General features: G+C 60.6%; 23 protein-coding genes. 15 read left to right on the top strand and 8 right to left on the bottom strand.

Features of this window, described 5'->3' with window-relative positions:
- Positions 1-75: 75 nt before the first annotated feature.
- The 5 genes from FBZ99_RS28460 to hslV form a co-directional block, all read right to left on the bottom strand.
- Positions 76-2,079, bottom strand: a complete 2,004-nt coding sequence (locus FBZ99_RS28460) for a hydantoinase/oxoprolinase N-terminal domain-containing protein (RefSeq protein ID WP_113389638.1) — start codon at positions 2,077-2,079, stop codon at positions 76-78.
- Between the two features lie 87 nt (positions 2,080-2,166).
- On the bottom strand, positions 2,167-3,561 hold the full coding sequence (locus FBZ99_RS28455; protein WP_113389639.1) for a cytochrome P450: 1,395 nt from the start codon (positions 3,559-3,561) through the stop codon (positions 2,167-2,169).
- A gap of 119 nt (positions 3,562-3,680) precedes the next feature.
- A complete protein-coding gene (locus FBZ99_RS28450) occupies positions 3,681-4,634 on the bottom strand; it encodes a DUF1402 family protein (protein ID WP_113389640.1) in 954 nt (317 codons plus the stop codon).
- A gap of 162 nt (positions 4,635-4,796) precedes the next feature.
- On the bottom strand, positions 4,797-6,107 hold the full coding sequence (gene hslU, locus FBZ99_RS28445; protein ID WP_069613954.1) for an ATP-dependent protease ATPase subunit HslU: 1,311 nt from the start codon (positions 6,105-6,107) through the stop codon (positions 4,797-4,799).
- Positions 6,108-6,154: 47 nt separating this feature from the next.
- Positions 6,155-6,682: an ATP-dependent protease subunit HslV gene (gene hslV, locus FBZ99_RS28440; protein WP_113333876.1), complete on the bottom strand. Its 528-nt coding sequence runs from the start codon at positions 6,680-6,682 to the stop codon at positions 6,155-6,157.
- A gap of 213 nt (positions 6,683-6,895) precedes the next feature.
- Here hslV and hisB point away from each other — a divergent pair, with 213 nt between their 5' ends.
- From hisB to coaA, 7 genes are read left to right on the top strand one after another with little or no spacing between them, the layout of a single operon-like run.
- Complete coding sequence (hisB, locus tag FBZ99_RS28435; RefSeq protein ID WP_015338215.1) at positions 6,896-7,504, top strand: imidazoleglycerol-phosphate dehydratase HisB; 609 nt, start codon at positions 6,896-6,898, stop codon at positions 7,502-7,504.
- Between the two features lie 24 nt (positions 7,505-7,528).
- Complete coding sequence (locus tag FBZ99_RS28430) at positions 7,529-8,026, top strand: DUF2628 domain-containing protein (RefSeq protein WP_113389641.1); 498 nt, start codon at positions 7,529-7,531, stop codon at positions 8,024-8,026.
- A gap of 2 nt (positions 8,027-8,028) precedes the next feature.
- On the top strand, positions 8,029-8,679 hold the full coding sequence (hisH, locus tag FBZ99_RS28425) for an imidazole glycerol phosphate synthase subunit HisH (protein ID WP_113397783.1): 651 nt from the start codon (positions 8,029-8,031) through the stop codon (positions 8,677-8,679).
- A 25-nt stretch (positions 8,680-8,704) separates the two neighbouring features.
- Positions 8,705-9,448: a 1-(5-phosphoribosyl)-5-[(5-phosphoribosylamino)methylideneamino]imidazole-4-carboxamide isomerase gene (gene hisA, locus FBZ99_RS28420; protein WP_145636222.1), complete on the top strand. Its 744-nt coding sequence runs from the start codon at positions 8,705-8,707 to the stop codon at positions 9,446-9,448.
- Positions 9,445-10,233, top strand: coding sequence for an imidazole glycerol phosphate synthase subunit HisF (gene hisF, locus FBZ99_RS28415; RefSeq protein ID WP_145636219.1), 789 nt, complete (start codon positions 9,445-9,447; stop codon positions 10,231-10,233). Before hisA ends, hisF begins: the two co-directional genes overlap by 4 nt.
- A gap of 13 nt (positions 10,234-10,246) precedes the next feature.
- Complete coding sequence (locus FBZ99_RS28410) at positions 10,247-10,561, top strand: phosphoribosyl-ATP diphosphatase (protein WP_113352884.1); 315 nt, start codon at positions 10,247-10,249, stop codon at positions 10,559-10,561.
- A 5-nt stretch (positions 10,562-10,566) separates the two neighbouring features.
- Positions 10,567-11,562, top strand: a complete 996-nt coding sequence (gene coaA, locus FBZ99_RS28405; RefSeq protein ID WP_069613947.1) for a type I pantothenate kinase — start codon at positions 10,567-10,569, stop codon at positions 11,560-11,562.
- Positions 11,563-11,565: 3 nt separating this feature from the next.
- Here coaA and FBZ99_RS28400 read toward each other — a convergent pair whose 3' ends face one another.
- The 3 genes from FBZ99_RS28400 to FBZ99_RS28390 all read right to left on the bottom strand — a co-directional run bounded on the left by FBZ99_RS28400 (position 11,566) and on the right by FBZ99_RS28390 (position 14,623).
- On the bottom strand, positions 11,566-12,174 hold the full coding sequence (locus tag FBZ99_RS28400) for an alpha-ketoglutarate-dependent dioxygenase AlkB family protein (RefSeq protein WP_113395809.1): 609 nt from the start codon (positions 12,172-12,174) through the stop codon (positions 11,566-11,568).
- 286 nt (positions 12,175-12,460) lie between these two features.
- Positions 12,461-12,895: an alternative ribosome rescue aminoacyl-tRNA hydrolase ArfB gene (arfB, locus tag FBZ99_RS28395; protein ID WP_145636217.1), complete on the bottom strand. Its 435-nt coding sequence runs from the start codon at positions 12,893-12,895 to the stop codon at positions 12,461-12,463.
- Between the two features lie 117 nt (positions 12,896-13,012).
- On the bottom strand, positions 13,013-14,623 hold the full coding sequence (locus FBZ99_RS28390) for a phosphoenolpyruvate carboxykinase (protein WP_145636215.1): 1,611 nt from the start codon (positions 14,621-14,623) through the stop codon (positions 13,013-13,015).
- 351 nt (positions 14,624-14,974) lie between these two features.
- On the opposite strand from FBZ99_RS28390, the gene FBZ99_RS28385 reads away from it, so the two are divergent.
- From FBZ99_RS28385 to tsaE, 8 genes are all read left to right on the top strand, one after another.
- Positions 14,975-15,706 carry a response regulator transcription factor gene (locus FBZ99_RS28385; protein WP_197044218.1) on the top strand — a complete coding sequence of 244 codons (732 nt, stop codon included), beginning with the start codon at positions 14,975-14,977 and terminating at the stop codon, positions 15,704-15,706.
- 105 nt (positions 15,707-15,811) lie between these two features.
- Positions 15,812-17,605 carry a sensor histidine kinase gene (locus tag FBZ99_RS28380; protein ID WP_186450364.1) on the top strand — a complete coding sequence of 598 codons (1,794 nt, stop codon included), beginning with the start codon at positions 15,812-15,814 and terminating at the stop codon, positions 17,603-17,605.
- An 8-nt stretch (positions 17,606-17,613) separates the two neighbouring features.
- Positions 17,614-18,078, top strand: a complete 465-nt coding sequence (locus FBZ99_RS28375) for an HPr kinase/phosphorylase (RefSeq protein ID WP_113333405.1) — start codon at positions 17,614-17,616, stop codon at positions 18,076-18,078.
- 140 nt (positions 18,079-18,218) lie between these two features.
- The gene (locus FBZ99_RS28370) at positions 18,219-18,620 is read left to right on the top strand and encodes a PTS sugar transporter subunit IIA (protein ID WP_015338202.1); all 402 of its coding nucleotides are present in this window, start codon (positions 18,219-18,221) and stop codon (positions 18,618-18,620) included.
- Between the two features lie 19 nt (positions 18,621-18,639).
- Positions 18,640-18,915 (top strand): HPr family phosphocarrier protein, encoded by a 276-nt coding sequence (locus tag FBZ99_RS28365; protein WP_069613940.1) that lies wholly within the window; start codon positions 18,640-18,642, stop codon positions 18,913-18,915.
- Positions 18,916-19,098: 183 nt separating this feature from the next.
- Positions 19,099-20,499, top strand: coding sequence for an adenosylhomocysteinase (gene ahcY / locus FBZ99_RS28360; RefSeq protein ID WP_113352879.1), 1,401 nt, complete (start codon positions 19,099-19,101; stop codon positions 20,497-20,499).
- Positions 20,500-20,703: 204 nt separating this feature from the next.
- On the top strand, positions 20,704-23,283 hold the full coding sequence (locus FBZ99_RS28355) for a PAS domain-containing sensor histidine kinase (protein ID WP_145636213.1): 2,580 nt from the start codon (positions 20,704-20,706) through the stop codon (positions 23,281-23,283).
- Entirely contained in the window at positions 23,280-24,791 is a 1,512-nt protein-coding gene (gene tsaE, locus FBZ99_RS28350; protein WP_113389646.1) for a tRNA (adenosine(37)-N6)-threonylcarbamoyltransferase complex ATPase subunit type 1 TsaE, read from the top strand. The genes FBZ99_RS28355 and tsaE overlap by 4 nt, the downstream gene beginning before the upstream one ends.
- Positions 24,792-24,797 lie beyond the last annotated feature (6 nt).

Genomic DNA, 24,797 nt, shown 5'->3' with positions numbered 1-24,797 from the left:
GTTGCCACTTTGCTCACGGTTTCACTTCTGTCAATTTGGCAATAGTTCGAAAGATTTATGCCTTTATGGAAATAATCAATCCATGGCGATTCGGGGACGGCCCGTGGCGGTTGCCACGAACCGGGCCTCGATCAGCTTGCGACTGCCTTCCACCTCGGGTGCATCCACCTGCTCATCCACTGTCACGACGAGGTCGACCGCGCCATTCAGCCTTGCCTGCGCCGTTGCAGCTTCCATCGCCCGCGCGCGGGCATCGGAGAAACTGTGGCTCTCGTCGGTAAAGCGCAGGCTCTCACCGGCACCATTCAGCACATAAATGCCATCCTCCGGCATGGTGACGAAGACGGTGACGCTGGTGCGGACCTGGCCGACGACAGCACCGACGGCATTCGCCACATCCGAATCGCCGGGAATGGCACTCTCGGTCGCCAGCATCTCGGCAATGGCGGGGTAATAGACCGGAGCGGAAGCACCGAGGCCGACCAGCGGCCGATCGAGCGAAATGGCGAAGCGGGCGATCCCCGGCGCGCGGCGAAGCGCGCGATCGATGGAGATGGATTTTGCGGGATCGAGATCGGCTACGCCATCTTCGGCCAAGCAGGCGGCAAGAATGACGTCGGCCGACTGGCGAGTGAGGCGATCGACGATCTTCTTCGCCAGCTCCTCGACGGATTCGGCGATCGGACGGCCAGAGCCATCCTTCAGCCGCATCGCCAAGGCCAGCCCGAGGCGGGCCGCTTCAGCGTTCCATTGCCCCTGCCTCCCAAGCACATGCATGGCGTCGGAAGGCGTCAGGCCGCTCAAATGCACAAGACCGCGCGCGACAAGCCGATCCAGCGTCGCCTTCTGCGACGTCATCGCCAGAAGCTTATCGAGTGCTACAGGCACGCTGCCGATGCGATCGAACAGCGTCTGCTCTGGCCCGGTGAGGCCGCTTGCAAGATGATCGGGTACGCCGGTGCGGAGCGCGAAACGGCCGGCGTTACGGGCGAGATGCGTCGCCCGCAGCTGCTGCTCCAAGACCTCAAGCACGACGGCACCATGCGTATGAGCGGCAAGGCTCAGCGGCAGCAGGCGGCGCGGGCCGAGTTCGAAAGCAGCGATAAGGCCGCGATCGTTGATCTTGACTTCGGAATCGCCACCAAGGCCGTAGGTGCGCATGGCGACTGCCTCAACCATGGTGCGGTAGCCTCCGACCACAGCACCATCGGCATCGAGCCGCGGCCGGCCATCTTCCATGACGGCGACATCGGTGGTGGTACCGCCGATGTCGGAAACGACGGCATTGTCGAGGCTGGTAAGATAGCGAGCTCCGACAAGACTTGCGGCGGGACCAGACAGAATGGTCTCGATCGGCCGCAGCTTGGCTTCATCGGCGGAAATGAGGGCGCCATCGCCGCGCACCACCATCATCGGCGCAGAGATGCCGCGCGTCGTCAGAAATCCTTCGCAGGCACCGACAAGACGGTCGATCATCGACACGAGGCGGGCATTCAACAGCGTCGTCAGGGCGCGGCGCGGGCCGCCAAGCTTTGAAGAAAGCTCATGGCTGCAGGTGACGGGCAGATGCGAGAGCTCGCGGATGCAGTCGCGCACCTTGATTTCATGAGCCGGATTCCTGACCGCGAAATAGCCGGCAACAGCGAAGGAGGAGACCGATTTCGCCAGTTCCGGCAACGCGTCGCGCAGAGCCGTCAAATCGAGCGGATTTTCATTGCCATGAACATTGTGACCGCCGGGGAGGAAGAGCACGGGATCGGAGCCCAGCGCTTCCGCAAGGCCATCACGTTTGAGATCCTCGGGGCCAAAACCGATCATGACCAGCCCGGCGCGACCGCCCTGCCCTTCGACAAGCGCATTAGTGGCAAGCGTCGTCGACAGCGATACGAGGCCGATGGCCGAAACGGGAATGCCGGCCTTGGCGATGACGGCATCTACGGCGCCGGCAATGCCGACAGCCAGATCATGCCGCGTGGTCAGCGATTTCGCCTTGGCGATTACGCCATCGGTTTCATGGAAGAGAACGGCATCGGTGTAGGTTCCACCCGTATCGATGCCGAGCAGGAAATGAGATGTCACGGCAATATCCAGCTCTTGAATGCAATGCGATGCCGTTATTGCACCCTTCCGGGCCGAGCCGCTAGCTGGCAGGCGGCAAAAACAGTTCTATCGTCTCGTAACCCGCATCGGCAAACCGCCGCGCGGCTGCGTGGTCAGCTTCTGCACAGGCCAGGGATTGGTTTCTTCGGTCAGATCGAAGCGGAAGCGGCGCATCATCACGGCGAGGGCGATGACCGCTTCCTGAAGCGCGAATGTGGCGCCGATGCAGACGCGGGGACCTGCGCCAAAAGGCAGGTACTGGAAGCGATTGATCTTTGTTCGATTCTCCGGAAGAAAGCGCTCCGGCATAAAGGCGCGCGGCTTTTCCCAATAAAGCTCATGGCGATGCAGCGTCCAGGGCATGATCAGGACGGTAATGCCTTTCTCTATCGTCACGCGCTCGCCCTTGGCGCTTGTCCATTCGTCATCGGCGATCGCGGCGCGGTTGATCGAGGGTGCCGGCGGATAGAGGCGCATCGCCTCCTCAAAAGCGGCGCGGACATGCGGCATGAGATCGAGCCAGGCGACTGGCTCCGCATCGGTTGCGAGTACCCGGTCGATTTCCTCTTCCATGGCCTCGCGAATGTGCGGGCTGTTGGCGACGCAATAGAGCGTCCAGGCCAATGCACGAGCCGTTGTCTCATGACCGGCGCCGATGAAGGTGAGGATATTGTCCTCGATCTCTTCCATGGTCAGTCCATCCGGACCGGCCTTTTCGAGAAGCAGCGTCAGGAAATCATCGGGTGCGCTGGCTCTGTCCCTCCGCATTTTTTCCAGCCGCTGGTCCATGGTGGTGCGGACGATGCCGCGGAACTTGTCGAGCACGCGCTGGCCGCCGATGCGGGTGATGCGCGGCACCCAGGCGGGGGCACGCAAAAGATCCATGGGATCGACTCTGCCCATGCGATGCAGGAGCTCATTGACCTCATCGGCGAAATGCTCGCCTTCAGTGACGATCTCGCCGGAAAACAAGGTTTCCGCCAGAATGGCGAAGGTCAGCTCCGTCATGTCGGCAGCGATATCGAACACCGCGCCTTCCTTGCTGACATCCTCGTATTTCTTCACATAGTCTAGACTCTGGCTCAGCATCTGGCCGGCGAAACCCTGGGCATGACGCGGCGTGAACACCGGCGCCACCGCCTTGCGCGAGCGCTTCCAAACCGATCCTTCCGCCGTCAGCAGACCGTCGCGCAGGATCGGCCGGAGCACGAGCTGGCGGATATCGGCCATGCGGTAGTTGGCGGCATTGTCGACCAGAACATGCTTGATCAGGCCGGGATCATTGACGATCAGCGTCCGCTCGTTGAAGAATTTGGTCTTGATCCAGGGCAGCGTGTAGGAGGGCTCGCCCCAGAGTTCGAGCGGATTGCGCAGGATCGTGCGGATGATCGTTAAACGAGAGGGCGGCACGGTGCGCGGAATCGGTGCCGGCGGGGAGAAGGCTTCCGGAATCATGTCCATCAGATCAATTCTCCTCGAAAAGCAGCCGTTGCTTAATCTAAGCCGCTGGAACGGCGTGCCCATCCGATATGGGGAACGCCGCCGGCAAAATCCAGACGATAAAACGTCGCGCTGCGCGCTTATAAAAGCGATTTTAGGTCGCTGAGCTTATCATTGATGAGCCACCCATAGTAATTTTCCTCCGGCCAGACCGGCTGCGAGGAACCACGGTTCTTGGCGGCAAGGGCGGCAGCGCGCTTGCGGGAATTGCCGAGATTGTAGAGCGTCGCGGTGATGCCCGGATTGCCCGAAATATCCATGCCGGCGATCGAGCGATAGTCGTCGATCGACTTGCGGATCGAGGCGGCGACAAAGGCGAGCGACAGATCCGGATCCATGATCGCCTTGTAAACGCCGCCGGCATCCTTTTCATCCAGCTTCGGAATCCCTGAGGTGCGGCTGACGAGATCGGAGAGTTCAAGCGCCGTCAGCGGATTGACCTGACCGAGGCCGAAGGTCTGGCCGGCATAGAAGGGCTGGAAGAAGACGGCGCTGAAGCGATTGTCGGGATAGGATTTGCCACCAACTGTCTTGCCGCGGAAATCATCTTCCCAGACATCCTCGCGGCAGGTCCAGAGGCTGTAGGAATCACCCTTGCCCTTGCAGGCATCGAATTGCGGCCGGGCAACGAAATCATCGACGTTTTCGCCGTTGTAAGCGAAGCGGAAGCTCTGGCCGGCATAGGAGGCAGCCTTGACATAATAGGACTGCAGGCCGTCATAGGCATCGACGTTATAGGTATGCTCGCCGACGAGCGCGCCGATGATGTGGATCGGATCGATGCCGTAGGCCCGCGCCGTCGACTTGATCTTCGACATCAGCTTCGTATCGGTCGCCAGCAGTTCGCGGACCTTTTGGTACTTGCGTTCGAAGGTCGAATTCGTGCCGCGCGTGCGCCGGACGGAGGCGCCGGGAACCGGCGGCTGCTCGGCATTGCGGTTGCCCGGAGGCACCGTGGTCGCCGCATCCGCATGGGCTGGTATCCAGGAGAAGCTGGCGACCGCCAGAAGGAGAGTGATCAGTATGCGTCGCACGATGGCTGCCCCGTCGAAGTTTCAACCGATGTTTCCGTGCGACGGACTGGCGGATAATCTTGGCCGAATAAAGCCATCCGACATAAGGAAACGGGCCCCTAACTAAAAAGTTAACGGCCCGTTGTCGAGTGTCTACTGTTTAGATCGCCTTTGCCGGCCCGCTTACAGAATGAAGCGGGACAGGTCGGTGTTACTGGCGAGGTCGCCGACATGTTCGCGGACATAAGCGGCATCGATGGTCACCGATACGCCGGCGCGGTCCGAGGCATTGTAGGAGATCTCGTCGAGCACCCGCTCCATGACCGTCTGCAGGCGACGGGCGCCGATATTCTCGACGGTCGAATTCAGATGCACCGCGACATCGGCGAGCGCGTCGATGGCATCATCGGTGAAGTCGAGCTTCAGGTCTTCGGTTTCCATCAGTGCCTTGTACTGGCGGATGAGGCTCGCCTGCGGCTCGGTGAGGATGCGGCGGAAGTCTTCCTTGGTCAGCGGACGGAGCTCGACGCGGATCGGCAGGCGGCCCTGCAGTTCCGGCAGAAGGTCCGAAGGCTTCGAGACATGGAACGCGCCCGATGCGATGAAGAGGATATGGTCGGTCTTGACCGGACCATACTTCGTCGAAACGGTCGTACCTTCCACAAGCGGCAGCAGGTCGCGCTGTACGCCTTCACGGGAGACGCCGGCACCCATGCCACCATCGCGGGCGGCGATCTTGTCGATCTCGTCGAGGAAGACGATGCCGTCATTCTCGGCCGATTGCACGGCTTCGCGCTGGATCGCCTCATTGTCGATCAGCTTGTCCGACTCGTCGCGGATCAGTTCCTTGTAGGAATCCTTGACGGTCGTGCGCACCTTCTTCGTGCGGCCGCCCATCGCCTTGCCGAACATTTCGGAGAGGTTGAGCACGCCGATATTGGCGCCGGGCATACCGGGAATCTCAAAGCCGCCGGGCATGCCGGAGCCGGTATCGGCCACTTCGATCTCGATTTCCTTGTCGTCGAGCTGGCCATCACGCAGCTTCTTGCGGAAGCTGTCGCGCGTTGCCGGCGAGGCGGTGGCACCAACCAGCGCATCGAGCACGCGCTCTTCGGCACTCATATGTGCCTTGGCCTGCACCTCGGCGCGCTTCTTTTCCCGCACCAGGCCGATGCCGACTTCGACGAGATCGCGGATGATCTGCTCGACATCGCGGCCAACATAGCCGACCTCGGTGAACTTCGTGGCCTCGACCTTGATGAAGGGGGCGCCGGCGAGCTTGGCAAGGCGGCGGGAGATTTCCGTCTTACCGACACCGGTCGGGCCGATCATCAGGATGTTCTTGGGCATGACTTCGTCGCGCAGTTCAGGCTCGAGCTGCTGGCGACGCCAGCGGTTGCGCAAGGCAATCGCCACGGCGCGCTTGGCCTCGTGCTGGCCGACAATATAGCGATCGAGCTCGGAAACGATCTCGCGGGGGGAAAAAGTGGTCATTTCGTATGTTCCCTATCAGGGCTGGAAACTATCAAGAGAGGAACGTCTTAGGCTTCGGCATCGAGCGTTTCGACGACCACATTGTGGTTGGTGTAGACGCAGATGTCGGCAGCAATATCGAGAGCGCGGCGGGCGACGTCTTCAGCTGACTTGTCGCTATCCATTAGCGCGCGTGCGGCGGCGAGCGCATAATTGCCGCCGGAACCGATCGCCATGGCGCCATGTTCGGGCTCAAGCACATCGCCGTTTCCGGTGATGGCGAGCGTCACTTGTTTGTCGGCAACCAGCATCATGGCTTCGAGGTTGCGCAGATATTTGTCGGTGCGCCAGTCCTTGGCAAGCTCGACGGCGGCACGCATCAGCTGGCCGGGATATTGTTCGAGCTTCTTTTCGAGGCGTTCGAGGAGAGTGAAGGCATCGGCGGTCGCGCCGGCGAAACCGGCGATGACATCGCCCTTGCCGATGCGGCGAACCTTGCGCGCATTGCCCTTCATCACGGTCTGGCCAAGGCTCACCTGGCCATCACCAGCCATCACCACCTTGCCACCCTTGCGAATAGTCACGATTGTCGTCATTTAACACCTGTTTGCCCCCGTTTCGGCGGGCTTTCTGCCGGGCCGCGTATCGGCCCCGTCAGCACCTATGTAAGAGGGGTTTTTGCGATTGCAAATGGCAACCGCGCCCGAATGATGCCGTCAAGCCGGCTAAACGCATAAGCCCCGCGCGTAACTTCTGGATATTTCCCGATACGCCTGATAAGGAACGGCCGTATTCCGATGGAGCAGCCCATGGCAGAGACCGCAGCGAGCCGCACGGCAAGCGTTTCCCGCAAAACCAACGAGACCTCGGTCTCCGTTTCCGTCAACATCGACGGCAGCGGTAAATCGACGATTTCGACGGGGGTCGGCTTCTTCGACCATATGCTGGAACAGCTGTCGCGACATTCGCTGATTGATATGGAGATCGACACCAAGGGCGACCTGCATGTCGACGATCACCATGCCGTCGAGGATACCGGGATCGCGATCGGCCAGGCCATTGCCAAGGCGCTGGGCGACCGGCGCGGCATCACCCGCTATGCCTCGATCGACCTCGCCATGGACGAGACGATGACGAAGGCGGCCGTCGATCTCTCGGGCCGGCCCTTTCTCGTCTGGAACGTTTCCTTCAGCGCCCCGAAGATCGGCACCTTCGATACCGAGCTGGTGCGCGAATTCTTCCAGGCCTTAGCGCAGAATGCCGGTATCACCTTGCATATCCTCAACCATTATGGCGCCAACAATCACCATATAGCCGAGACATGCTTCAAGGCCGTTGCGCGCGCATTGCGCACCGCAACCGAGATCGATCCGCGGCAGGCAGGCCGCGTGCCTTCGACGAAAGGCACGCTCGCCTGAGCCCCGAACTGGGGAATTGAGGAAATGGCAAGCTATCTGATTTTGACTCCGCCCGGAGCGACGAACCGGTCCGAAGCATCGGATCGGTATCGCGATGACACGCGATTCATCCGCGACGGCTTTTCATGGACGGCGTTTCTATTTCCGACGCTCTGGATGCTCTTTCATCGGCTGTGGCTGTATGCGGTCGCCGCCTTTCTGCTGCAGGGCATCGCGCTGGAGCTGATGCGGCAGCCGGGCTTTTTCGCCGCAGGGGCAGCACTTCTGCTTGGCGTGCATGTCCTTGCGGCTCTTGAGGGCCGGCACGCGATCAGCAATCATCTCCTCGCCCGCGGCTGGACGGTTGAAAACCTCGTCTCGGCACACGATTTGGCGACAGCAGAGGAAATCCATTTTTCCGAACTAGCGCAGGCGCCCAACCCGAATATCCATGTGAAAAATTGGGATATCTCGGCCACCAACACGAATACCAGCCGCCAAGGCCCGAGCTTCGGCCTTCCCGGCTATGATGGAGGACGCTGACCATGCGCGTCGCGATTATCGACTATGGTTCCGGCAATCTGCGCTCAGCTACCAAGGCTTTCGAGCGGGCGGCCCGCGAGGCGGGCATCGACGCCGAGATCGACCTCACCGATGACGCCGAGCGCGTCGCCACCGCGGATCGCATCGTGCTTCCCGGCGTCGGTGCCTATGCCGATTGCCGTCGCGGCCTCGATGCCGTTCCCGGCATGACGGAAGCCGTCATCGACGTCGTGGAACACAAGGCCCGCCCCTTCCTTGGCATCTGCGTCGGCATGCAGCTGATGTCATCGCGCGGGCTGGAAAAGACGATCACGCAAGGCTTCGGCTGGATTAAGGGCGACGTCAAGGAAATGACGCCGAGCGATCCCGACCTGAAAATCCCGCAGATCGGCTGGAACACACTGGATATTCGCCATCCGCACGCACTCTTCGACGGGATTGAGACCGGGCCTGACGGCCTGCACGCTTATTTCGTCCATTCCTACCATCTGGCCGCCGACCACAGCGACGACGTGATCGCGACGACGAATTATGGCGGGCCGATGACCGCTTTCGTCGGTCGAGACAACATTGCCGGCGCTCAGTTCCATCCGGAAAAGAGCCAGAAACTCGGCCTTGCCCTGATCGCCAATTTCCTGCGCTGGAAGCCATAAGGCTCGCGCTCCAAGGACAGACATCATGATTCTTTTTCCCGCTATCGACCTAAAAGACGGCCAATGCGTGCGCCTCAAGCTCGGAGACATGGAGCAGGCGACCGTCTACAATCCCGATCCCGGCGCTCAGGCGAAAGCCTTTGAAGACCAGGGCTTCGAATGGCTGCATGTCGTCGATCTCAATGGTGCCTTCGCCGGCGAAACCGTGAACGGCGCTGCGGTCGACGCCATCCTCAAGGCGACGAAAAATCCGGTGCAGCTCGGCGGCGGCATCCGCACGCTCGATCATATCGAAAACTGGCTGTCGCGCGGGCTTGCCCGCGTCATCCTCGGCACGGTTGCCGTGCGTGACCCGGCGCTGGTCGTCGAAGCCTGTAGGCGCTATCCGGGTCACATCGCCGTCGGCATCGATGCCAAAGGCGGCAAAGTGGCAGTCGAGGGCTGGGCGGAGGCTTCCGAACTCGGCGTCATCGAACTCGCCAAGAAATTCGAGGGCGTTGGCGTTGCCGCCGTTATCTACACCGATATCGACCGCGACGGCATTCTGACTGGCATCAACTGGGACTCGACGCTCGAACTGGCCAATGCCGTTTCCATCCCCGTCATCGCCTCCGGCGGGCTTGCCTCGCTGGACGATATCCGCCGCATGATTCAGCCGGATGCCCGCAAACTGGAAGGTGCGATTTCCGGCCGCGCGCTTTATGATGGCCGGATCGATCCGAAGGAAGCACTGGCGCTGATCAAACAGGCCAAGGAGGCAGCGCAATGACCCTGAAAGCCCGCGTCATCCCCTGCCTCGACGTCAAGGACGGCCGCGTCGTCAAGGGTGTCAACTTCGTCAATCTCGTCGATGCCGGCGATCCCGTCGAAGCCGCCAAGGCCTATGATGCTGCCGGCGCCGACGAACTCTGCTTCCTAGATATCACTGCTTCTTCCGACAATCGCGACACGATCTTCGACGTGGTGGCCCGCACGGCAGAACAATGCTTCATGCCGGTCACGGTCGGCGGCGGCGTGCGCACTATTGCCGATATCCGCAAGCTGCTGCTTTGCGGCGCCGACAAGGTTTCGATCAATTCGGCGGCAGTCAATAATCCCGATTTCGTGGCCGAGGCGGCCGACAAATTCGGCAACCAGTGCATCGTCGTTTCGATCGATGCCAAGCGGCGACGCACCGAGGCGCTCGGAGGCGACAATCTGAGCGCTTGGGAGATCTATACCCATGGCGGCCGCAATGCGACGGGCATCGATGCCGTCGATTTTGCCCGCAGGATGGTGGAGCGCGGCGCCGGCGAGTTGCTCGTCACCTCCATGGATCGGGACGGCACCAAAGTCGGCTACGATCTGGAGCTGACGCGGGCGGTCGCCGATGCGGTGCGCGTGCCCGTCATTGCATCCGGCGGCGTCGGCGATCTCGACGACCTCGTCGCAGGCGTCAAGGAAGGTCATGCGACGGCCGTACTTGCGGCGTCGATCTTCCACTTCGGCACCTATTCGGTGGGCGAAGCAAAGCGCTACATGGCCGAGCGCGGCATTCCCATGCGGCTGGATTAGGAGACAGCGAGCGATGAGCGGATTTACCCTTTCCGACCTCGAACGGATCGTCGAGGAACGCTCCAAGGCCTCGCCGGGCGAATCCTGGACGGCAAAGCTTTTTGCTGCCGGCCAGCCGAAAGCGGCGAAGAAGCTCGGCGAAGAGGCGATCGAGGCGGTGATGGCGGCGGTCGTCAATGATCGCGACAACCTCACCTATGAGGCGGCCGATCTGCTGTATCATCTTTTAGTCGTATTGAAGATTGCCGGCATTCCGTTAGAGAATGTCATGGGTGAGCTCGAGAGGCGCACCAGTCAATCCGGCCTTCAAGAGAAGGCAAGCCGGTAAAACCGATGACGATAGCGACCAAGACCGAGCCAACACACGAGACGCTCGATATTTTCCAGGCGAAAGCCTATTCGCCCTACTATTTCTTCTCCTCGGAAGAATGGGCGAAATTCAGGGCCGACACACCGCTGACGCTGACCGCCGACGAAGTGACGCGGCTGCGCTCCATGGGCGACCCGATCGATCTCGACGAAGTCCGGCGCATCTATCTTTCGCTGTCACGGCTTTTGTCCTCGCATGTGGAATCCTCGCAGATCCTTTTCGAGCAGCGCAATCGCTTCCTCAGTCTTTCCGATATCGCCAAGACGCCCTTCGTCATCGGCATCGCCGGATCGGTCGCTGTCGGCAAATCCACCACGGCCCGTATCCTGAAGGAGCTGCTGGGCCGCTGGCCATCGAGCCCGAAGGTCGATCTCGTCACCACGGACGGCTTTCTCTATCCGAACGCCGAGCTGCAGCGCCGCAACCTGATGCAGCGCAAGGGTTTTCCGGAAAGCTACGATACGGCGGCACTGCTGCGTTTCCTCTCGGCGATCAAGGCCGGCCAGCCGAATGTGCAGGCGCCCTCCTATTCGCACCTCGTCTATGACGTGCTGCCGAACGAATTCAAGACGGTCGATCGCCCGGATATCCTGATCTTCGAAGGCATCAACGTGCTGCAATCGCGGCATCTGCCTGCTGACGGCAAGATCGTGCCGATGGTCTCGGATTTCTTCGACTTCTCCATCTATATCGATGCCGACGAGGAGCTCATCCACAATTGGTACGTCGCCCGCTTCATGCGGCTGCGCGAGACGGCCTTCCGCGACCCCAACTCCTTCTTCCATCGCTATGCTTCGATCAGCGAGGACGAGGCCTTGGCGATTGCCGAGGGGCTTTGGAAGAATATCAACCTGAAGAATTTGCGCCAGAACATCCTGCCGACGCGGCCGCGCGCCGACCTCATCCTGCAGAAGGGGAAAAATCATCTGATCGAGCAGGTGGCGTTGAGGAAACTCTGAGGCTCAGGGCTGAACACGCCTTAAAGTCAGGTTGATCCGCCCACCATTCTTCAGCAATGTCGAGGTTGCAGGATAGATGCGGTCGACACCGTGAAAGCACAATCTTCCCTCGCCGCCGAGAACGACGATATCGCCGCTCGCCAGCTTGAAGGATAGCGTGCGATCATTGCGGTTGAGGCCACCGACGCGAAAGAGGCAGGTGTTCCCGAGCGAGATCGATAGTACGGGCGCCTTGAGATCCTGTTCGTCACGATCCTGATGCAGGCCCATGCGGGCATTGTCGCCATAGAAATTGACGAGACAGGCTTCCGGCGGCTTTTCATAGCCTGCTATATCGTGCCAGAAATCCAGCAATTGCGATGGCATGGCCGGCCAGGGGCGACCGGTGACCGGATGCGTCGGCTGATAGCGATAGCCGCGCTGCTTGTCCGTCACCCAGCCGAGCGAACCGCAATTGGTCATGCGCACCGACATTTCTTTGCCGGTACCCGGCATGACCGGTGTGTACAGCGGCGCCTCGGCCACGATATCGCGAATCGTCTCGACGAGCGCTTCCTGGGCGGGACGGCCGAGATATCCGGGCAGATGGCGAATTCCGTTGGGGAGCAGCATCCATACTTCCTTTGCGCAACACTGGTCAGGTCAGTGCGCCATTGCCGCGCCTTCATGCATGGCCCCTCACCCCAACCCTCTCCCCGCCGGCAGGGCGAGGGGGTCTAATCTGCCTCAACTTAGCCGCCTCAAAGGGAGACTTATTGTTTCACGCTGTCGTCCCTTCTCCCGCATGCCGAGAGAAGGCTAGGATGAGAGTCCAGGCACAGAACTACAGCAACGCCGGACTCGCCTGACAAGCCTCATTTTACTCAGCCAACTCAAAACTGCAGCCCGAAAGCCAACCCTAGTCGCCGCCGACCTTGCCGCGCATCTTCTTGACCTCGGAGCGTCCGGATTTTTCCTTCAGCCGGCGCTCGATTGATCCCTTCGTCGGCTTGGTCTTTCGGCGCGGCGGCGGGGGCGGAGCGGCCGCTTCGAGGATCAGTTCCTTCAGCCGCTCGCGCGCATCCTCGCGATTGCGATCCTGGCTGCGGAAGCGGCTGGCCTCGATCATCAGAACACCTTCCTTGGAGACGCGACGACCGGCAAGTCTAACCGCATTCGCCTTGACGCGATCCGTCAGCGATGGGGAATTCTGAACGTTGAAGAAAAGCTGAACTGCGGTTGCGACCTTGTTGACGTTCTGGCCGCCGGGACCGCTCGCCAGAACGAATTGTTCCGTCAGCTCCCAGCCGGCAATCGTGATCCGGTCGTTAATGTAAAGCGCTTCGCTGGCCATGATTTTCTCCGCGCCTGTCTATCCCACATTGATGCGCGGTTGAAAACCACTACCGGATAAAACGAAACCCGGCGAATCGGTCGCCGGGTTTCACGTGAGTCATTCCGCTCTGGATGATTATTCTGCAGCGACCGGCATCCCCGGGGCGACATCACGGACGTTGCCGTCCACATGATCTTCGAACTTGGCGAAGTTCGTGACGAACATCTGTACTAGCTTCTTGGCCTGGGCATCGTAGGCTTCGCCATCGGCCCAGGTGGAGCGAGGATCGAGGATCGCAGTATCGACACCGTCGACCGCGACCGGAACCGCGAAGCCGAAATTCGCGTCCGTGCGGAATTCGACATTATCGAGGTCGCCCTTCAAAGCCGCCGCGAGCAGAGCGCGCGTCGCCTTGATCGGCATGCGGCTTCCCTTGCCATAGGCGCCACCGGTCCAGCCGGTGTTGACCAGCCAGCAACGGGCGCCGTGGCGGGCGATCAGCTCTTTGAGGAGATTGCCATATTCAGCCGGATGGCGCGGCATGAAAGGAGCGCCGAAGCAGGTCGAGAAGGTGGCTTCCGGCTCGACGACGCCCTTTTCCGTGCCGGCGACCTTGGCGGTGTAGCCGGACAGGAAGTGGTACATCGCCTGATCCGGCGTCAGCTTGGCGATCGGCGGCATGACGCCGAAAGCGTCGGCCGTCAGCATGATGATCGTCTCGGGATGACCGGTGATGCCGGATTCCGATGCATTCGGGATGAAATGCAGCGGATAGGCGCTGCGGGTGTTTTCCGTCAGCGAACCGTCATCAAGATCCGGCCTACCATGCTCGTCGAGCACGACGTTTTCCAGGACGGTGCCGAAGCGGCGCGTTGTGGCGTAGATTTCCGGCTCGGCCTCGGCCGAAAGACGGATGGTCTTGGCGTAGCAGCCACCTTCGAAGTTGAAGATGCCGTTTTCACCCCAGCCATGTTCGTCATCGCCGATGAGCGTACGGGTCGGATCGGCCGACAGCGTCGTCTTGCCCGTGCCCGACAGGCCGAAGAAGATCGCGGCATCGCCTTCGGGACCGACATTGGCAGAGCAATGCATCGGCATGACGCCGCGTTCCGGCAGCAGGTAATTCAGGACGGTGAAGACCGATTTCTTCATTTCGCCGGCATAGGAGGTGCCGCCGATAAGGACGATGCCATTGACGAGATCACAGGCGATCACCGTTTCCGTGCGGCAGCCATGGCGCTCCGGATCGGCGCGGAAGCTCGGCAGGTCTATGATCGTCAGCTGCGGCACGAAGCTTTCCAGCGCCGCGCGATCCGGGCGGATCAGCAGGTTGCGGATGAACAACGAGTGCCAGGCGAATTCGGTAATGACGCGCGTTGGCAAAGCATAGTCGACATCGGCGCCGCCGATCAGATCCTGCACGAAGAGATCCTTGCCGCGGGCATGGGCCAGCATGTCCTCATGCAGGAGCTCAAAATGCTCCGGCGACATCGGCTTGTTGTTATCCCACCAGATCTGGTCTTCCGTGGCGGCATTGCGCACCACGAACTTGTCCTTCGGAGAACGGCCGGTGTGCTGGCCGGTCAAGGCCCTGAGCGCGCCATGGGCGGTCAGATCGGCTTCGCGGCGGCGAATCGCCTCTTCGTAAAGGTGAGCTTCCATGAGGTTGTAGCGCACACTGGCGGCGGCTCCCAGGCCGATCGATCCCAGTTCAGTCGCGGGATTGCGGACGCCGAATTGCTCCATCACTTTTTCCTCTACAAAGGGGCTTGGCCGTTAGAACTAACTAAAGCGTAGAGGGCTCTTTTTAAAAGCACAAGAGCTAGAAGCGAGAAATATTTAATGATATCAGTTATTTAATCGATTTAAATAAATTTCCTCAATTTTAAATCGTTTGAATAGAGGGTGGAGGGACGTCATGTCACACAACCTCTGCGCAAGGGTTTTTCCTCACAACAATCCTCCCCTTTATCTTTGCCACAATTTGTTCCACCTTTATCCCCATAAGCGCGCCAGGTTACCGCCGACCGAGCTGGCAGACCGCCTGGGCTGGATTCCAAATCCGGGAGACGCGCACTGATGACGGAGACGAACACCATGTTGACAATCGCGCTCGTTGACGACGACCGCAATATCCTGACTTCCGTATCGATTGCCTTGGAAGCAGAGGGATATAAGGTAGAAACCTACACGGACGGAGCTTCGGCGCTGGACGGCCTGCTTGCCCGGCCGCCGCAACTGGCGATCTTCGATATCAAGATGCCCCGCATGGACGGCATGGAGCTCCTGCGCCGCCTGCGGCAGAAGTCCGATCTGCCCGTGATCTTCCTCACCTCGAAGGATGAAGAGATCGACGAGCTTTTCGGCCTGAAGATGGGCGCCGACGACTTCATCACCAAGCCGTTCTCGCAGCGCTTGCTGGTCGAACGCGTCAAGGCTGTTCTCCGCCGTGCCTCCGCCCGAGACGCCGCAAACGCTGCCGGCGGCGCAGCCGCCGCCAAGCCGGGTGCTGTGCAGCAGGCCCGCTCGCTGGAACGGGGGCAGCTCGTGATGGACCAGGAACGCCATACCTGCACCTGGAAGGGCGAGCCGGTGACGCTCACCGTCACCGAATTCCTCATCCTGCATTCGCTTGCCCAGCGCCCCGGCGTGGTCAAGAGCCGCGACGCGCTGATGGATGCAGCTTATGACGAGCAAGTCTATGTCGACGACCGCACGATCGACAGCCACATCAAGCGGCTGCGCAAGAAATTCAAGATGGTCGACCTCGAATTTGATATGATCGAGACGCTGTATGGCGTGGGCTATCGCTTCCGCGAAGCAGCATAATAGTTAGCTAGACCATACGGATAGTTAACTGGACCATACGGCGGACAATGGATTAAGAGCATGCGGACGGGGTCGCCGACCCCGTTCTTCGAAAGGGCCGTAGGCTTGGCACAGCTGGTGCAGGACAGGGATATAGACGACTCGGAAAGCCCGAGCGGCGCTCGAATCGCGCGCCGGCGCTGGACCCATCCCTTCGTCCTGATCCGCCGCATCTTCGGCAATGCCGTCTTTTCGAGCCTGACGCGACGCATCCTGTTCTTCAATCTGGCCGCCCTCGTCGTTCTGGTCGGCGGCATTCTCTATCTCAATCAGTTCCGCGAGGGCCTGATCGATGCCCGTGTCGAAAGCCTTTTGACGCAGGGCGAGATCATCGCCGGTGCCGTCTCGGCTTCGGCATCGGTCGACACCAACTCCATCACCATCGATCCGCAGAAGCTGCTGGAGCTGCAGGCCGGCCAGAGCATCACGCCCGTTCCGAACGACGAGGATCTGGAATTCCCGATCGATCCGGAAAAGGTGGCGCCGGTGCTGACGCGGCTGATCTCGCCGACGCGCACGCGCGCACGCATCTTCGATGCCGACGCGAACCTGCTGCTCGACAGCCGCCATCTCTATTCCCGCGGCCAGGTGCTGCGCTACGATCTGCCACCCGTCGACGACGAGAAGCAGAGCTGGTCCGACTGGTTCAGCGGCTTGCTCAACAAGATGCTGCAGCCGGGTAACCTGCCTGTCTATAAGGAAGCGCCCGGCGGCGACGGCTCCATCTATCCCGAGGTCATGAATGCGCTGACCGGCGTGCGCGGCGCCGTGGTCCGCACCACGGAGAAGGGCGAACTGATCGTCTCGGTCGCCGTGCCGATCCAGCGCTTCCGCGCCGTGCTCGGCGTGCTGCTGCTGTCGACCCAGGCCGGCGATATCGACAAGATCGTTCATGCCGAGCGCCTCGCGATCATGCGCGTCTTCGGCGTCGCGACGCTCGTCAACGTCGTGCTGTCGTTGCTTTTGTCCTCCACCATCGCCAATCCGCTACGCCGGCTCTCGGCTGCGGCCATCCGCGTGCGCCGCGGCGGGGCGAAGGAGCGCGAGGAGATTCCGGACTTTTCCGCTCGCCAGGACGAGATCGGCAATCTGTCGATCGCGCTGCGGGATATGACATCGGCGCTCTACGATCGCATCGATGCGATCGAAAGCTTTGCGGCCGATGTCAGCCATGAACTCAAGAATCCGCTGACATCTCTGCGCAGCGCCGTCGAAACGCTGCCGCTCGCCAAGAGCGACGATTCCAAGAAGCGGCTGATGGATGTAATCCAGCATGACGTTCGCCGCCTCGACCGCCTGATCAGCGATATCTCCGATGCATCGCGCCTCGATGCCGAGCTTGCACGTTCGGATGCCAAGTCGCTCGATCTGGAAGTATTGCTGCGCGACATGATCGATATTTCCAGACAGGTCGGGCACAGCAAGAAATCTGTCGAGATCGACTATATTGTCGACCGCAAGCCAGGCAATAAGGCGAACTTCTCCGTCGACGGCCACGACCTGCGCATCGGCCAGATCGTCACCAATCTCATCGAAAACGCACGATCCTTCGTCCCCGCGGAAACCGGCAAGATCACCGTGCGGCTGACGCGGACGCGGACGCGCTGTGTCATCTATATCGAGGATAACGGTCCCGGCATTCAGGCCGAAAATATCGACCGCATCTTCGAACGGTTCTATACCGACCGGCCCGAATCCGAAGGTTTCGGGCAGAATTCCGGCCTCGGCCTGTCGATCAGCCGGCAGATCGCCGAAGCGCATGGTGGCTCGCTGCGCGCCGAGAATATCGTCGACAGCGATGGCTCGACGCTGCTTGGCGCCCGCTTCATCCTGTCGCTGCCAGCCCAGACGACGGCGTGAGCGGCCGCATGACGGGTGAGGCGACCAATTCCCACGCAACGGCGATCGTCATTGGCAGGATAGGGCTGCTGTTCCTTGGCCCCTCGGGCAGCGGCAAATCCGCCCTCGCCTTCTCCTGCCTTGCGGCTGCCAAGCCGCTGGGATTGACGGCAAGCCTGGTCGCAGACGACCGCGTGCTGATTGCCGAACAGAACGGCTCCATTATTGCGAAATGCCCGCCCTCGATCGCAGGGCTTATGGAAATCCGCTACACCGGTATCGTTCGCATGCCTTATATTTCCGAGGCCGAAATGCATTTTGCCGTTCGCCCTGTCGACCCGGCAACCGCGGAAAGACTACCACCCGAGGATGAGCAGATCGATATTACCGCGTCTGCTCGGTTGCCGTTGATCCGATTGGCTGCAACCTCTGCGAATCCGCTTGCCGTAATAATGGCGAAAACCGGCGCAAGTTTTGGTGAATCGGCCATTTAGGCCCGCATAGGCGCGTAAATCCTGTATTTTAAGCTTGCACTTCGTCTTTTCATCGCCAAGATGTCCCCCCACTGGTGGACGACATTGCTGCATTGCGATATGGGCCACCTGTTTGCGTATGCGATGGGAGCAGTAATATCATGATTGGACTTGTGCTTGTCACTCATGGCAAGCTGGCTGAAGAGTTTCGGCATGCTGTCGAGCATGTCGTTGGTCCGCAGAAGTTCATAGAAACGGTATGCATTGGTCCCGAAGACGACATGGACAAGCGGCGGCAGGATATTCTGCAGGCCGTTGCCGGTGCCGACGACGGGCACGGCGTCATCATCCTCACCGATATGTTCGGCGGCACTCCTTCCAATCTCGCAATCTCCGTCATGAATAGCGGCCACACCGAGGTTATCGCCGGCGTCAATCTGCCGATGCTGATCAAGCTTGCAGGCGTGCGCGGCGACAACAACATGGAAAGGGCCCTGGTGGAAGCTTCAGAGGCCGGGCGTAAATATATCAACGTGGCCAGCCGTGTGCTCAGTGGCAAATAACGAGGCAAACACCGCCCCCATGACCGAGCTTTCCCGGGAACTCCTGATCATCAACAAGCGGGGTCTGCATGCCCGTGCGTCGGCGAAATTCGTGCAGACCGTCGAAGCCTACGACGCCGCCATCACCGTTTCAAAGGACGGCACCACCGTCGGCGGCACCTCGATCATGGGCCTCATGATGCTTGCCGCCAGCCCCGGCTGCAGCGTGCTTGTCACGGCAAGCGGCAATCAGGCCGCCGAAGCGCTTGAGGCGCTCGACCAGCTCGTCGCCAACAAGTTCGGCGAGGAAATCTAGGCTTTTCCGCCTCCTCCCCTGTGGATATAAAGACATAAAGACTTCTTTATATCATTATTGATTTCCACCCTGAAGCCTGCTACACGGCATCATTCCTACACGCTATAGCGTGCAATTCTTGTTGCATTCGGCTGAGGCGTCTGCCCGCGGCGCGATTGCATCGTTCAGGCTGGAGACTCATTGATGAGCGCTGAAAAGGACTACATCGTCGCCGATATCGGCCTTGCCGACTATGGTCGCAAGGAAATCGCAATCGCCGAAACCGAGATGCCAGGCCTGATGGCTTGCCGCGCCGAATTCGGCGAAGCGCAGCCGCTGAAGGGCGCACGCATCACTGGCTCCCTGCATATGACGATTCAAACGGCCGTTCTCATTGAGACGCTGGTGGCCCTCGGCGCTCAGGTGCGCTGGGCATCGTGCAACATCTTCTCGACGCAGGACCATGCCGCCGCGGCCATCGCCGCTTCCGGCGTTCCGGTCTTCGCCGTCAAGGGCGAGAGCCTTGAGGACTACTGGACCTACACGGACAAGATCTTCCAGTGGGCGGATGGCGGTCTCTCCAACATGATCCTCGACGACGGTGGCGACGCCACGATGTACATCCTGCTCGGCGCCCGCGCCGAAGCCGGCGAGGACGTACTCTCCCATCCGCATTCGGAAGAAGAGGAAATCCTCTTCGCACAGATCAAGAAGCGCCTGCAGGCAACGCCCGGCTGGTTCACCAAGCAGCGCGACGCCATCAAGGGCGTGACCGAAGAAACCACCACGGGCGTCAACCGCCTCTATCAGCTCAGCCAGAAGGGCCTGCTGCCCTTCCCGGCGATCAACGTCAACGACAGCGTCACCAAGTCGAAGTTCGACAACAAGTATGGCTGCAAGGAATCGCTGGTCGACGGTATCCGCCGCGCTACCGACGTCATGATGGCCGGCAAGGTCGCCGTCGTCTGCGGCTATGGTGACGTTGGCAAGGGTTCTGCCGCTTCGCTCTCCGGCGCCGGCGCCCGCGTCAAGGTCACCGAAGTCGACCCGATCTGCGCCCTGCAGGCCGCCATGGACGGCTATGAAGTCGTTCAGCTCGAGGACGTCGTTTCCTCGGCCGACATCTTCATCACCACGACCGGCAACAAGGACGTCATCCGCATCGACCATATGCGCGCGATGAAGGACATGGCGATCGTCGGCAACATCGGCCACTTCGACAACGAGATCCAGGTTGCCGCCCTGCGGAACCTCAAGTGGACGAACATTAAGCCGCAGGTCGACATGGTCGAATTTGCCAAGGGCAACCGTATCATACTGCTATCGGAAGGCCGCCTGCTGAACCTCGGCAACGCCACCGGCCACCCATCCTTCGTGATGTCGGCTTCCTTCACCAACCAGACGCTGGCGCAGATCGAGCTCTTCACCAAGCCCGGGCACTACAAGAACGAAGTCTACGTACTGCCGAAGCACCTCGACGAGAAAGTTGCCCGTCTGCATCTTGCCAAGCTCGGCGTGAAGCTGACGGAGCTTTCGGAAGAGCAGGCTGCGTATATCGGCGTGACGCCGAAGGGCCCATTCAAGTCTGACCACTACAGATACTGATTATTAAAACAGTATCCACAACATCTTGTGGCCCTGGCATTGACAAATGCCGGGGCTTATTTTTTAGCCAGCTCCCTTCCCCCAGATTCTCCTAGGCAGTATTGTTTTTACACTTGATTCGTGACGAACCGGGCGTGCCCGGAGCCATGAAAATGGGATGTCTTGTCAGGATGCGGCACATTATAGGACGGAGACAGACCTCTTATGTTTGAAGGGGAAGACAACCTGCATCAACCAGCGCTACATCGAGTGGCGACGCGGTTGCGGCAGGGCGGTGCATATTGGCTTTCGGCAAAAGCGAAGCTGGGCAAAGGTTGGCTGGTGCGCCTGAGCCGCTTACTGCAGCTCAGCGTTTTCGGCGGTCTCGTGACCGGCCTGGCAGGTCCCGTTCTCGCTCAAAGCAATGATGCCGCGCAGGCGAGCATGCGCCTCTTCACCTCTTCGGAAATGGCCATCTTCTCCGTCATTATCGGCGTGATCTCCGCCGCACTCCTCTCGACCATGTGGATGGTCCGACAGCGCGGCAACATGGAAAGCGAAAGCCGCGAGATCCGCACGGCCCTTTCGGATGCCAACCAGCGTATTTCGCAATATCAGGCGCTGATTGCCGACAAGAACCGCCGCATCGTCATCTGGGATGGCCCGAATGCGCGGCCCGAACTGCTCGGACAGCTTCCGGTCGAGACCGGCGCGCCGCAGGACAATGAATTCCTCGCCTTCGGTCGCTGGCTGAAATCATGGTCGGCCGGCGAGCTTGACAAGGCTATCGACACGCTGCGCAGCGGCGGCCAGAGCTTCGACATGGTGGTCGAGACCAATCGCGACGAAATTCTGGAGGCGCAGGGCCGCATTTCCGGCGGGCGCGCTTTTGTACGCTTCATCGCGCTCAACAACCTGCGCGCCGAACTCGCCGAGCTGAAGATCGAACGCGACCGGCTGATGACCTCGATCTCTACCTTCCAGAATTTGCTCGATGCCATCGACCTGCCGGTCTGGCAGCGCGATGCGGAAGGCAAGCTCACCTGGGTCAATCAGGCCTATGGCGAGGCCGTGGAAGCGGTTTCGACCGATGAAGCGGTGCGCGAGGGACGGGAATTCCTGACGACCGTGACCCGCGAGCGCATTCGTGCGGCGGCCACGCCGGAGTCGCCATTCCACGACAAGATTTCAACCGTCGTGCATGGCAACCGCACTTTCTTCGATGTCGTCGATGTGAAGGCTCCGAACGGTTCCGCCGGCATCGCCATCGACGTCTCCGAGGCAGAAGGCGTTCGAGCGGAGCTCGCACGCACGCTGAAGAGCCATGCCGAAACACTCGATCATCTGGCAACGCCGGTTGCGATCTTCGACGGCGAGCGGCGGCTGCAATTCTACAATCAGGCTTTCGTCCAGTTGTGGGAACTCGACATCGCGTTCCTCGAAAAGCGACCCGACAACAGCGAGCTTCTGGACAGGCTGCGCAGCGCCAAGAAGCTGCCCGAGCAGCTGAACTGGAAGACATGGAAGGACGGCGTACTTTCGGTCTATCGCGCACTCGATACACAGACCGATCTCTGGCATCTGCCCAACGGCCAGATTCTCCGGGTCTTCGCCACGGCGCATCCTCAAGGGGGTGCGACATGGGTGTTCGAGAACCTGACTGAACAGGTCGATCTCGAAACCCGCTACAACACCCTGGTCAAGGTTCAGGGCGAAACCATCGACCATCTGTCCGAAGGCGTCGCCGTTTTCGGTCCCGATGGCCGCATCCGCCTGTCGAATCCGGCCTTCCGCATTCTCTGGAACATCACAGAGGCAGAGGCGAAGCCCGGGACGCATATTCAAGCCCTGGCCGAGGCGTGCGCGCCTTCTTACGACCGGCCGGACGGGTGGAAGCGGTTTGCCGAGCAGATCACCAGTTTCAACGACGAGCGGCCCTCATCGCAGGGCACTCTGGAACTTTACTCCAATCTTGTACTCGACTACGCCGTCATTCCTCTGCCGAATGCGCAGACCATGCTGACATTTGTCAACAAGACCGACAGCGTGCGCGCCGAGCGCGCCCTGACCGAGAAGAACGAAGCGTTGCTGAAGGCGGACGAGCTGAAGAACGATTTCGTCCAGCACGTCTCCTACGAGCTGCGTTCGCCGCTGACCAATATCATCGGCTTTACCGACCTCCTGAAGACGCCGGGCATCGGCTCGCTGAACGAGCGGCAGGCCGAATATATCGACCATATCTCGACCTCGTCTTCCGTGCTGCTGACGCTGGTCAACGACATCCTTGATCTCGCGACGCTCGACGCCGGCATCATGCGGCTGAACTATTCCGAGATCGTGCTCTCCGACCTGCTTGACGAAGTCTCGATGCAGATCGCCGACCGGCTGCAGGAAAGCGGCGTGATGCTTGAAATCACCGTGCCGGCGCACCTCGGCTCTATCGTTGCCGATCAGCAGCGGCTGAAGCAGATCCTGCTGAAACTTCTGACCAATGCCGCCAATTTCGCGCCCGAGGGATCGACGATCTCGTTGAGATGCGGACGCGAAGGCACGGATTTCGTCTTCTCCGTCTCGGACAAGGGTCCCGGCATTCCCGAGGATTTGATCAACACGGTTTTCAACCGCTTCGCCTCCGGTGGCAAGGGCGGCAAGCGCAGCGGTGCCGGCCTTGGCCTTTCCATCGTCGAAAGCTTCGTCAGCCTGCATGAAGGCGAGGTTTCGATCGAAAGCCAGCCGGGCAAGGGAACGACGGTCACCTGCCGGATTCCTTCGGCCGAGCTGCCTCACTCCGTCGCAGCAGAATGACAGCCTCCGACAACAGCATTTCCCTTTTCCTCGCAGATGACGCCGCCACGGCGCAGCTCGGCGAGGATCTGGCGCTGGCCCTAAGGGTCGGCGACTGTCTGGCGCTATCAGGCGATCTCGGCGCGGGGAAATCCTCGCTGGCACGCGCGCTGCTGCGCGCCATGGCCGACGATTCCGAACTGGACGTGCCGAGCCCGACCTTTACGCTCGTGCAATCCTACGAGCTGCGCATCCCGGTCTCGCATTTCGATCTCTATCGCCTCGGCGATCCCAGCGAATTAACGGAACTCGGCTTCGACGAGGCCCTCCAGACCGGCATCTGCCTTGTGGAATGGCCTGAAATGGCCGAAGGCGAGCTGCCGAAGGAGCGCATCGACCTCAAGCTAACGCATGAAGGCGAAGGACGGCGCGCCATCATCACGGCACCGGCCAAGCGGATCGCACGCATCGAGCGCGTACTGGCTATACGCGCCTTTCTCGATTCGCATGGCTATCGCGGTTCCGCCAGACGTTTCCTCACGGGCGATGCCTCGCTGCGTGCCTATGAGTCCATCTATCCAAAGGATGGCGGCAGCCGCGTGATCCTGATGGATTGGCCGCGCCTCCCGGAAGGGCCGCCGGTGCTCGATGGGAAACCCTATCCGAAGGTCGCGCATCTCGCTTGGGATGCCTATCCCTTCGTGGCGATCGCCAATATCCTCCGCCAAAACGGCTTTGCCGCTCCGGAAATCTTTGCCGCCGATTACGACCAGGGCATTCTTCTGATCGAGGACCTCGGCACCGATGGCGTTCTCGATGCCGAAGGCAAGCCGATTGCCGAGCGCTATCGGGCCAGCGTTGCCTGCCTTGCGCACCTACACAGCCTTTCGATTCCCGGCGATATTCCAGTCACGCCGGATCACATCCATCACATTCCGGATTTCGACCGGACCGCCATGAAGATGGAAGCGCGGCTGCTGCTCGACTGGCATCTGCCCTGGAAGCGCGGCACGCCGGCAAGCGATGAGGAACGGGCCGACTATCTCGCGATCTGGGACAAGCTGATCGATCAGCTCGAAGATGCGGAAAAGAATCTGCTGCTGCGTGACATGCATTCGCCAAACATCATCTGGCGGGCGCATGAACAGGGCATAAAGCGTATCGGCCTCATCGACTTCCAGGATGCGATGATCGGGCCGACCTCCTACGACGTCGCCTCGCTGGTGCAGGATGCGCGCGTGACGATCGAACGCGACCTGCATGACCAGCTTCTGGTCGACTATCTCGCACTTCGTCATGCCCAAGGCGACTTCGACGAGACGAAATTCCTGAAGAGCTGGGCGATCATGTCGGCACAGCGCAATTGCAAGCTTGCCGGTCTCTGGGTCCGGCTCTTGCAGCGCGACGGCAAGCCGGGATATCTGAAGCACATGCCGCGCACACTCGCCTACCTCGCCATCGCTCTCGAACACGAAGCGCTCGCACCTCTGCGAGAATGGTGCGAAAAGGCCGGCATTGGCCAGGTTTGAGTTATG

It is taken from the genome of Rhizobium sp. ERR 1071 (assembly GCF_007828675.1).
Taxonomy (GTDB): domain Bacteria; phylum Pseudomonadota; class Alphaproteobacteria; order Rhizobiales; family Rhizobiaceae; genus Rhizobium; species Rhizobium dioscoreae.
Note: the sequence above shows the minus strand (reverse complement) of the source record. Positions and strands in the feature narration are given on the sequence as shown.

Excerpts from the sequence above, each read along its gene's own strand:
- FBZ99_RS28370 (WP_015338202.1), top strand. The coding sequence starts at position 18,219 with ATGATTGGACTTGTGCTTGTCACTCATGGCAAGCTGGCTGAAGAGTTT.
- hisA (WP_145636222.1), top strand. The coding sequence starts at position 8,705 with ATGATTCTTTTTCCCGCTATCGACCTAAAAGACGGCCAATGCGTGCGC.
- ahcY (WP_113352879.1), top strand. The coding sequence starts at position 19,099 with ATGAGCGCTGAAAAGGACTACATCGTCGCCGATATCGGCCTTGCCGAC.
- FBZ99_RS28400 (WP_113395809.1), bottom strand. The coding sequence starts at position 12,174 with ATGCTGCTCCCCAACGGAATTCGCCATCTGCCCGGATATCTCGGCCGT.
- FBZ99_RS28365 (WP_069613940.1), top strand. The coding sequence starts at position 18,640 with ATGACCGAGCTTTCCCGGGAACTCCTGATCATCAACAAGCGGGGTCTG.
- hslU (WP_069613954.1), bottom strand. The coding sequence starts at position 6,107 with ATGACCACTTTTTCCCCCCGCGAGATCGTTTCCGAGCTCGATCGCTAT.
- tsaE (WP_113389646.1), top strand. The coding sequence starts at position 23,280 with ATGACAGCCTCCGACAACAGCATTTCCCTTTTCCTCGCAGATGACGCC.
- coaA (WP_069613947.1), top strand. The coding sequence starts at position 10,567 with ATGACGATAGCGACCAAGACCGAGCCAACACACGAGACGCTCGATATT.
- hisF (WP_145636219.1), top strand. The coding sequence starts at position 9,445 with ATGACCCTGAAAGCCCGCGTCATCCCCTGCCTCGACGTCAAGGACGGC.
- FBZ99_RS28385 (WP_197044218.1), top strand. The coding sequence starts at position 14,975 with ATGTTGACAATCGCGCTCGTTGACGACGACCGCAATATCCTGACTTCC.
- arfB (WP_145636217.1), bottom strand. The coding sequence starts at position 12,895 with ATGGCCAGCGAAGCGCTTTACATTAACGACCGGATCACGATTGCCGGC.
- FBZ99_RS28355 (WP_145636213.1), top strand. The coding sequence starts at position 20,704 with ATGTTTGAAGGGGAAGACAACCTGCATCAACCAGCGCTACATCGAGTG.
- FBZ99_RS28390 (WP_145636215.1), bottom strand. The coding sequence starts at position 14,623 with ATGGAGCAATTCGGCGTCCGCAATCCCGCGACTGAACTGGGATCGATC.
- FBZ99_RS28375 (WP_113333405.1), top strand. The coding sequence starts at position 17,614 with ATGACGGGTGAGGCGACCAATTCCCACGCAACGGCGATCGTCATTGGC.
- FBZ99_RS28410 (WP_113352884.1), top strand. The coding sequence starts at position 10,247 with ATGAGCGGATTTACCCTTTCCGACCTCGAACGGATCGTCGAGGAACGC.
- FBZ99_RS28430 (WP_113389641.1), top strand. The coding sequence starts at position 7,529 with ATGGCAAGCTATCTGATTTTGACTCCGCCCGGAGCGACGAACCGGTCC.
- FBZ99_RS28455 (WP_113389639.1), bottom strand. The coding sequence starts at position 3,561 with ATGGACATGATTCCGGAAGCCTTCTCCCCGCCGGCACCGATTCCGCGC.
- hisB (WP_015338215.1), top strand. The coding sequence starts at position 6,896 with ATGGCAGAGACCGCAGCGAGCCGCACGGCAAGCGTTTCCCGCAAAACC.
- hisH (WP_113397783.1), top strand. The coding sequence starts at position 8,029 with ATGCGCGTCGCGATTATCGACTATGGTTCCGGCAATCTGCGCTCAGCT.
- hslV (WP_113333876.1), bottom strand. The coding sequence starts at position 6,682 with ATGACGACAATCGTGACTATTCGCAAGGGTGGCAAGGTGGTGATGGCT.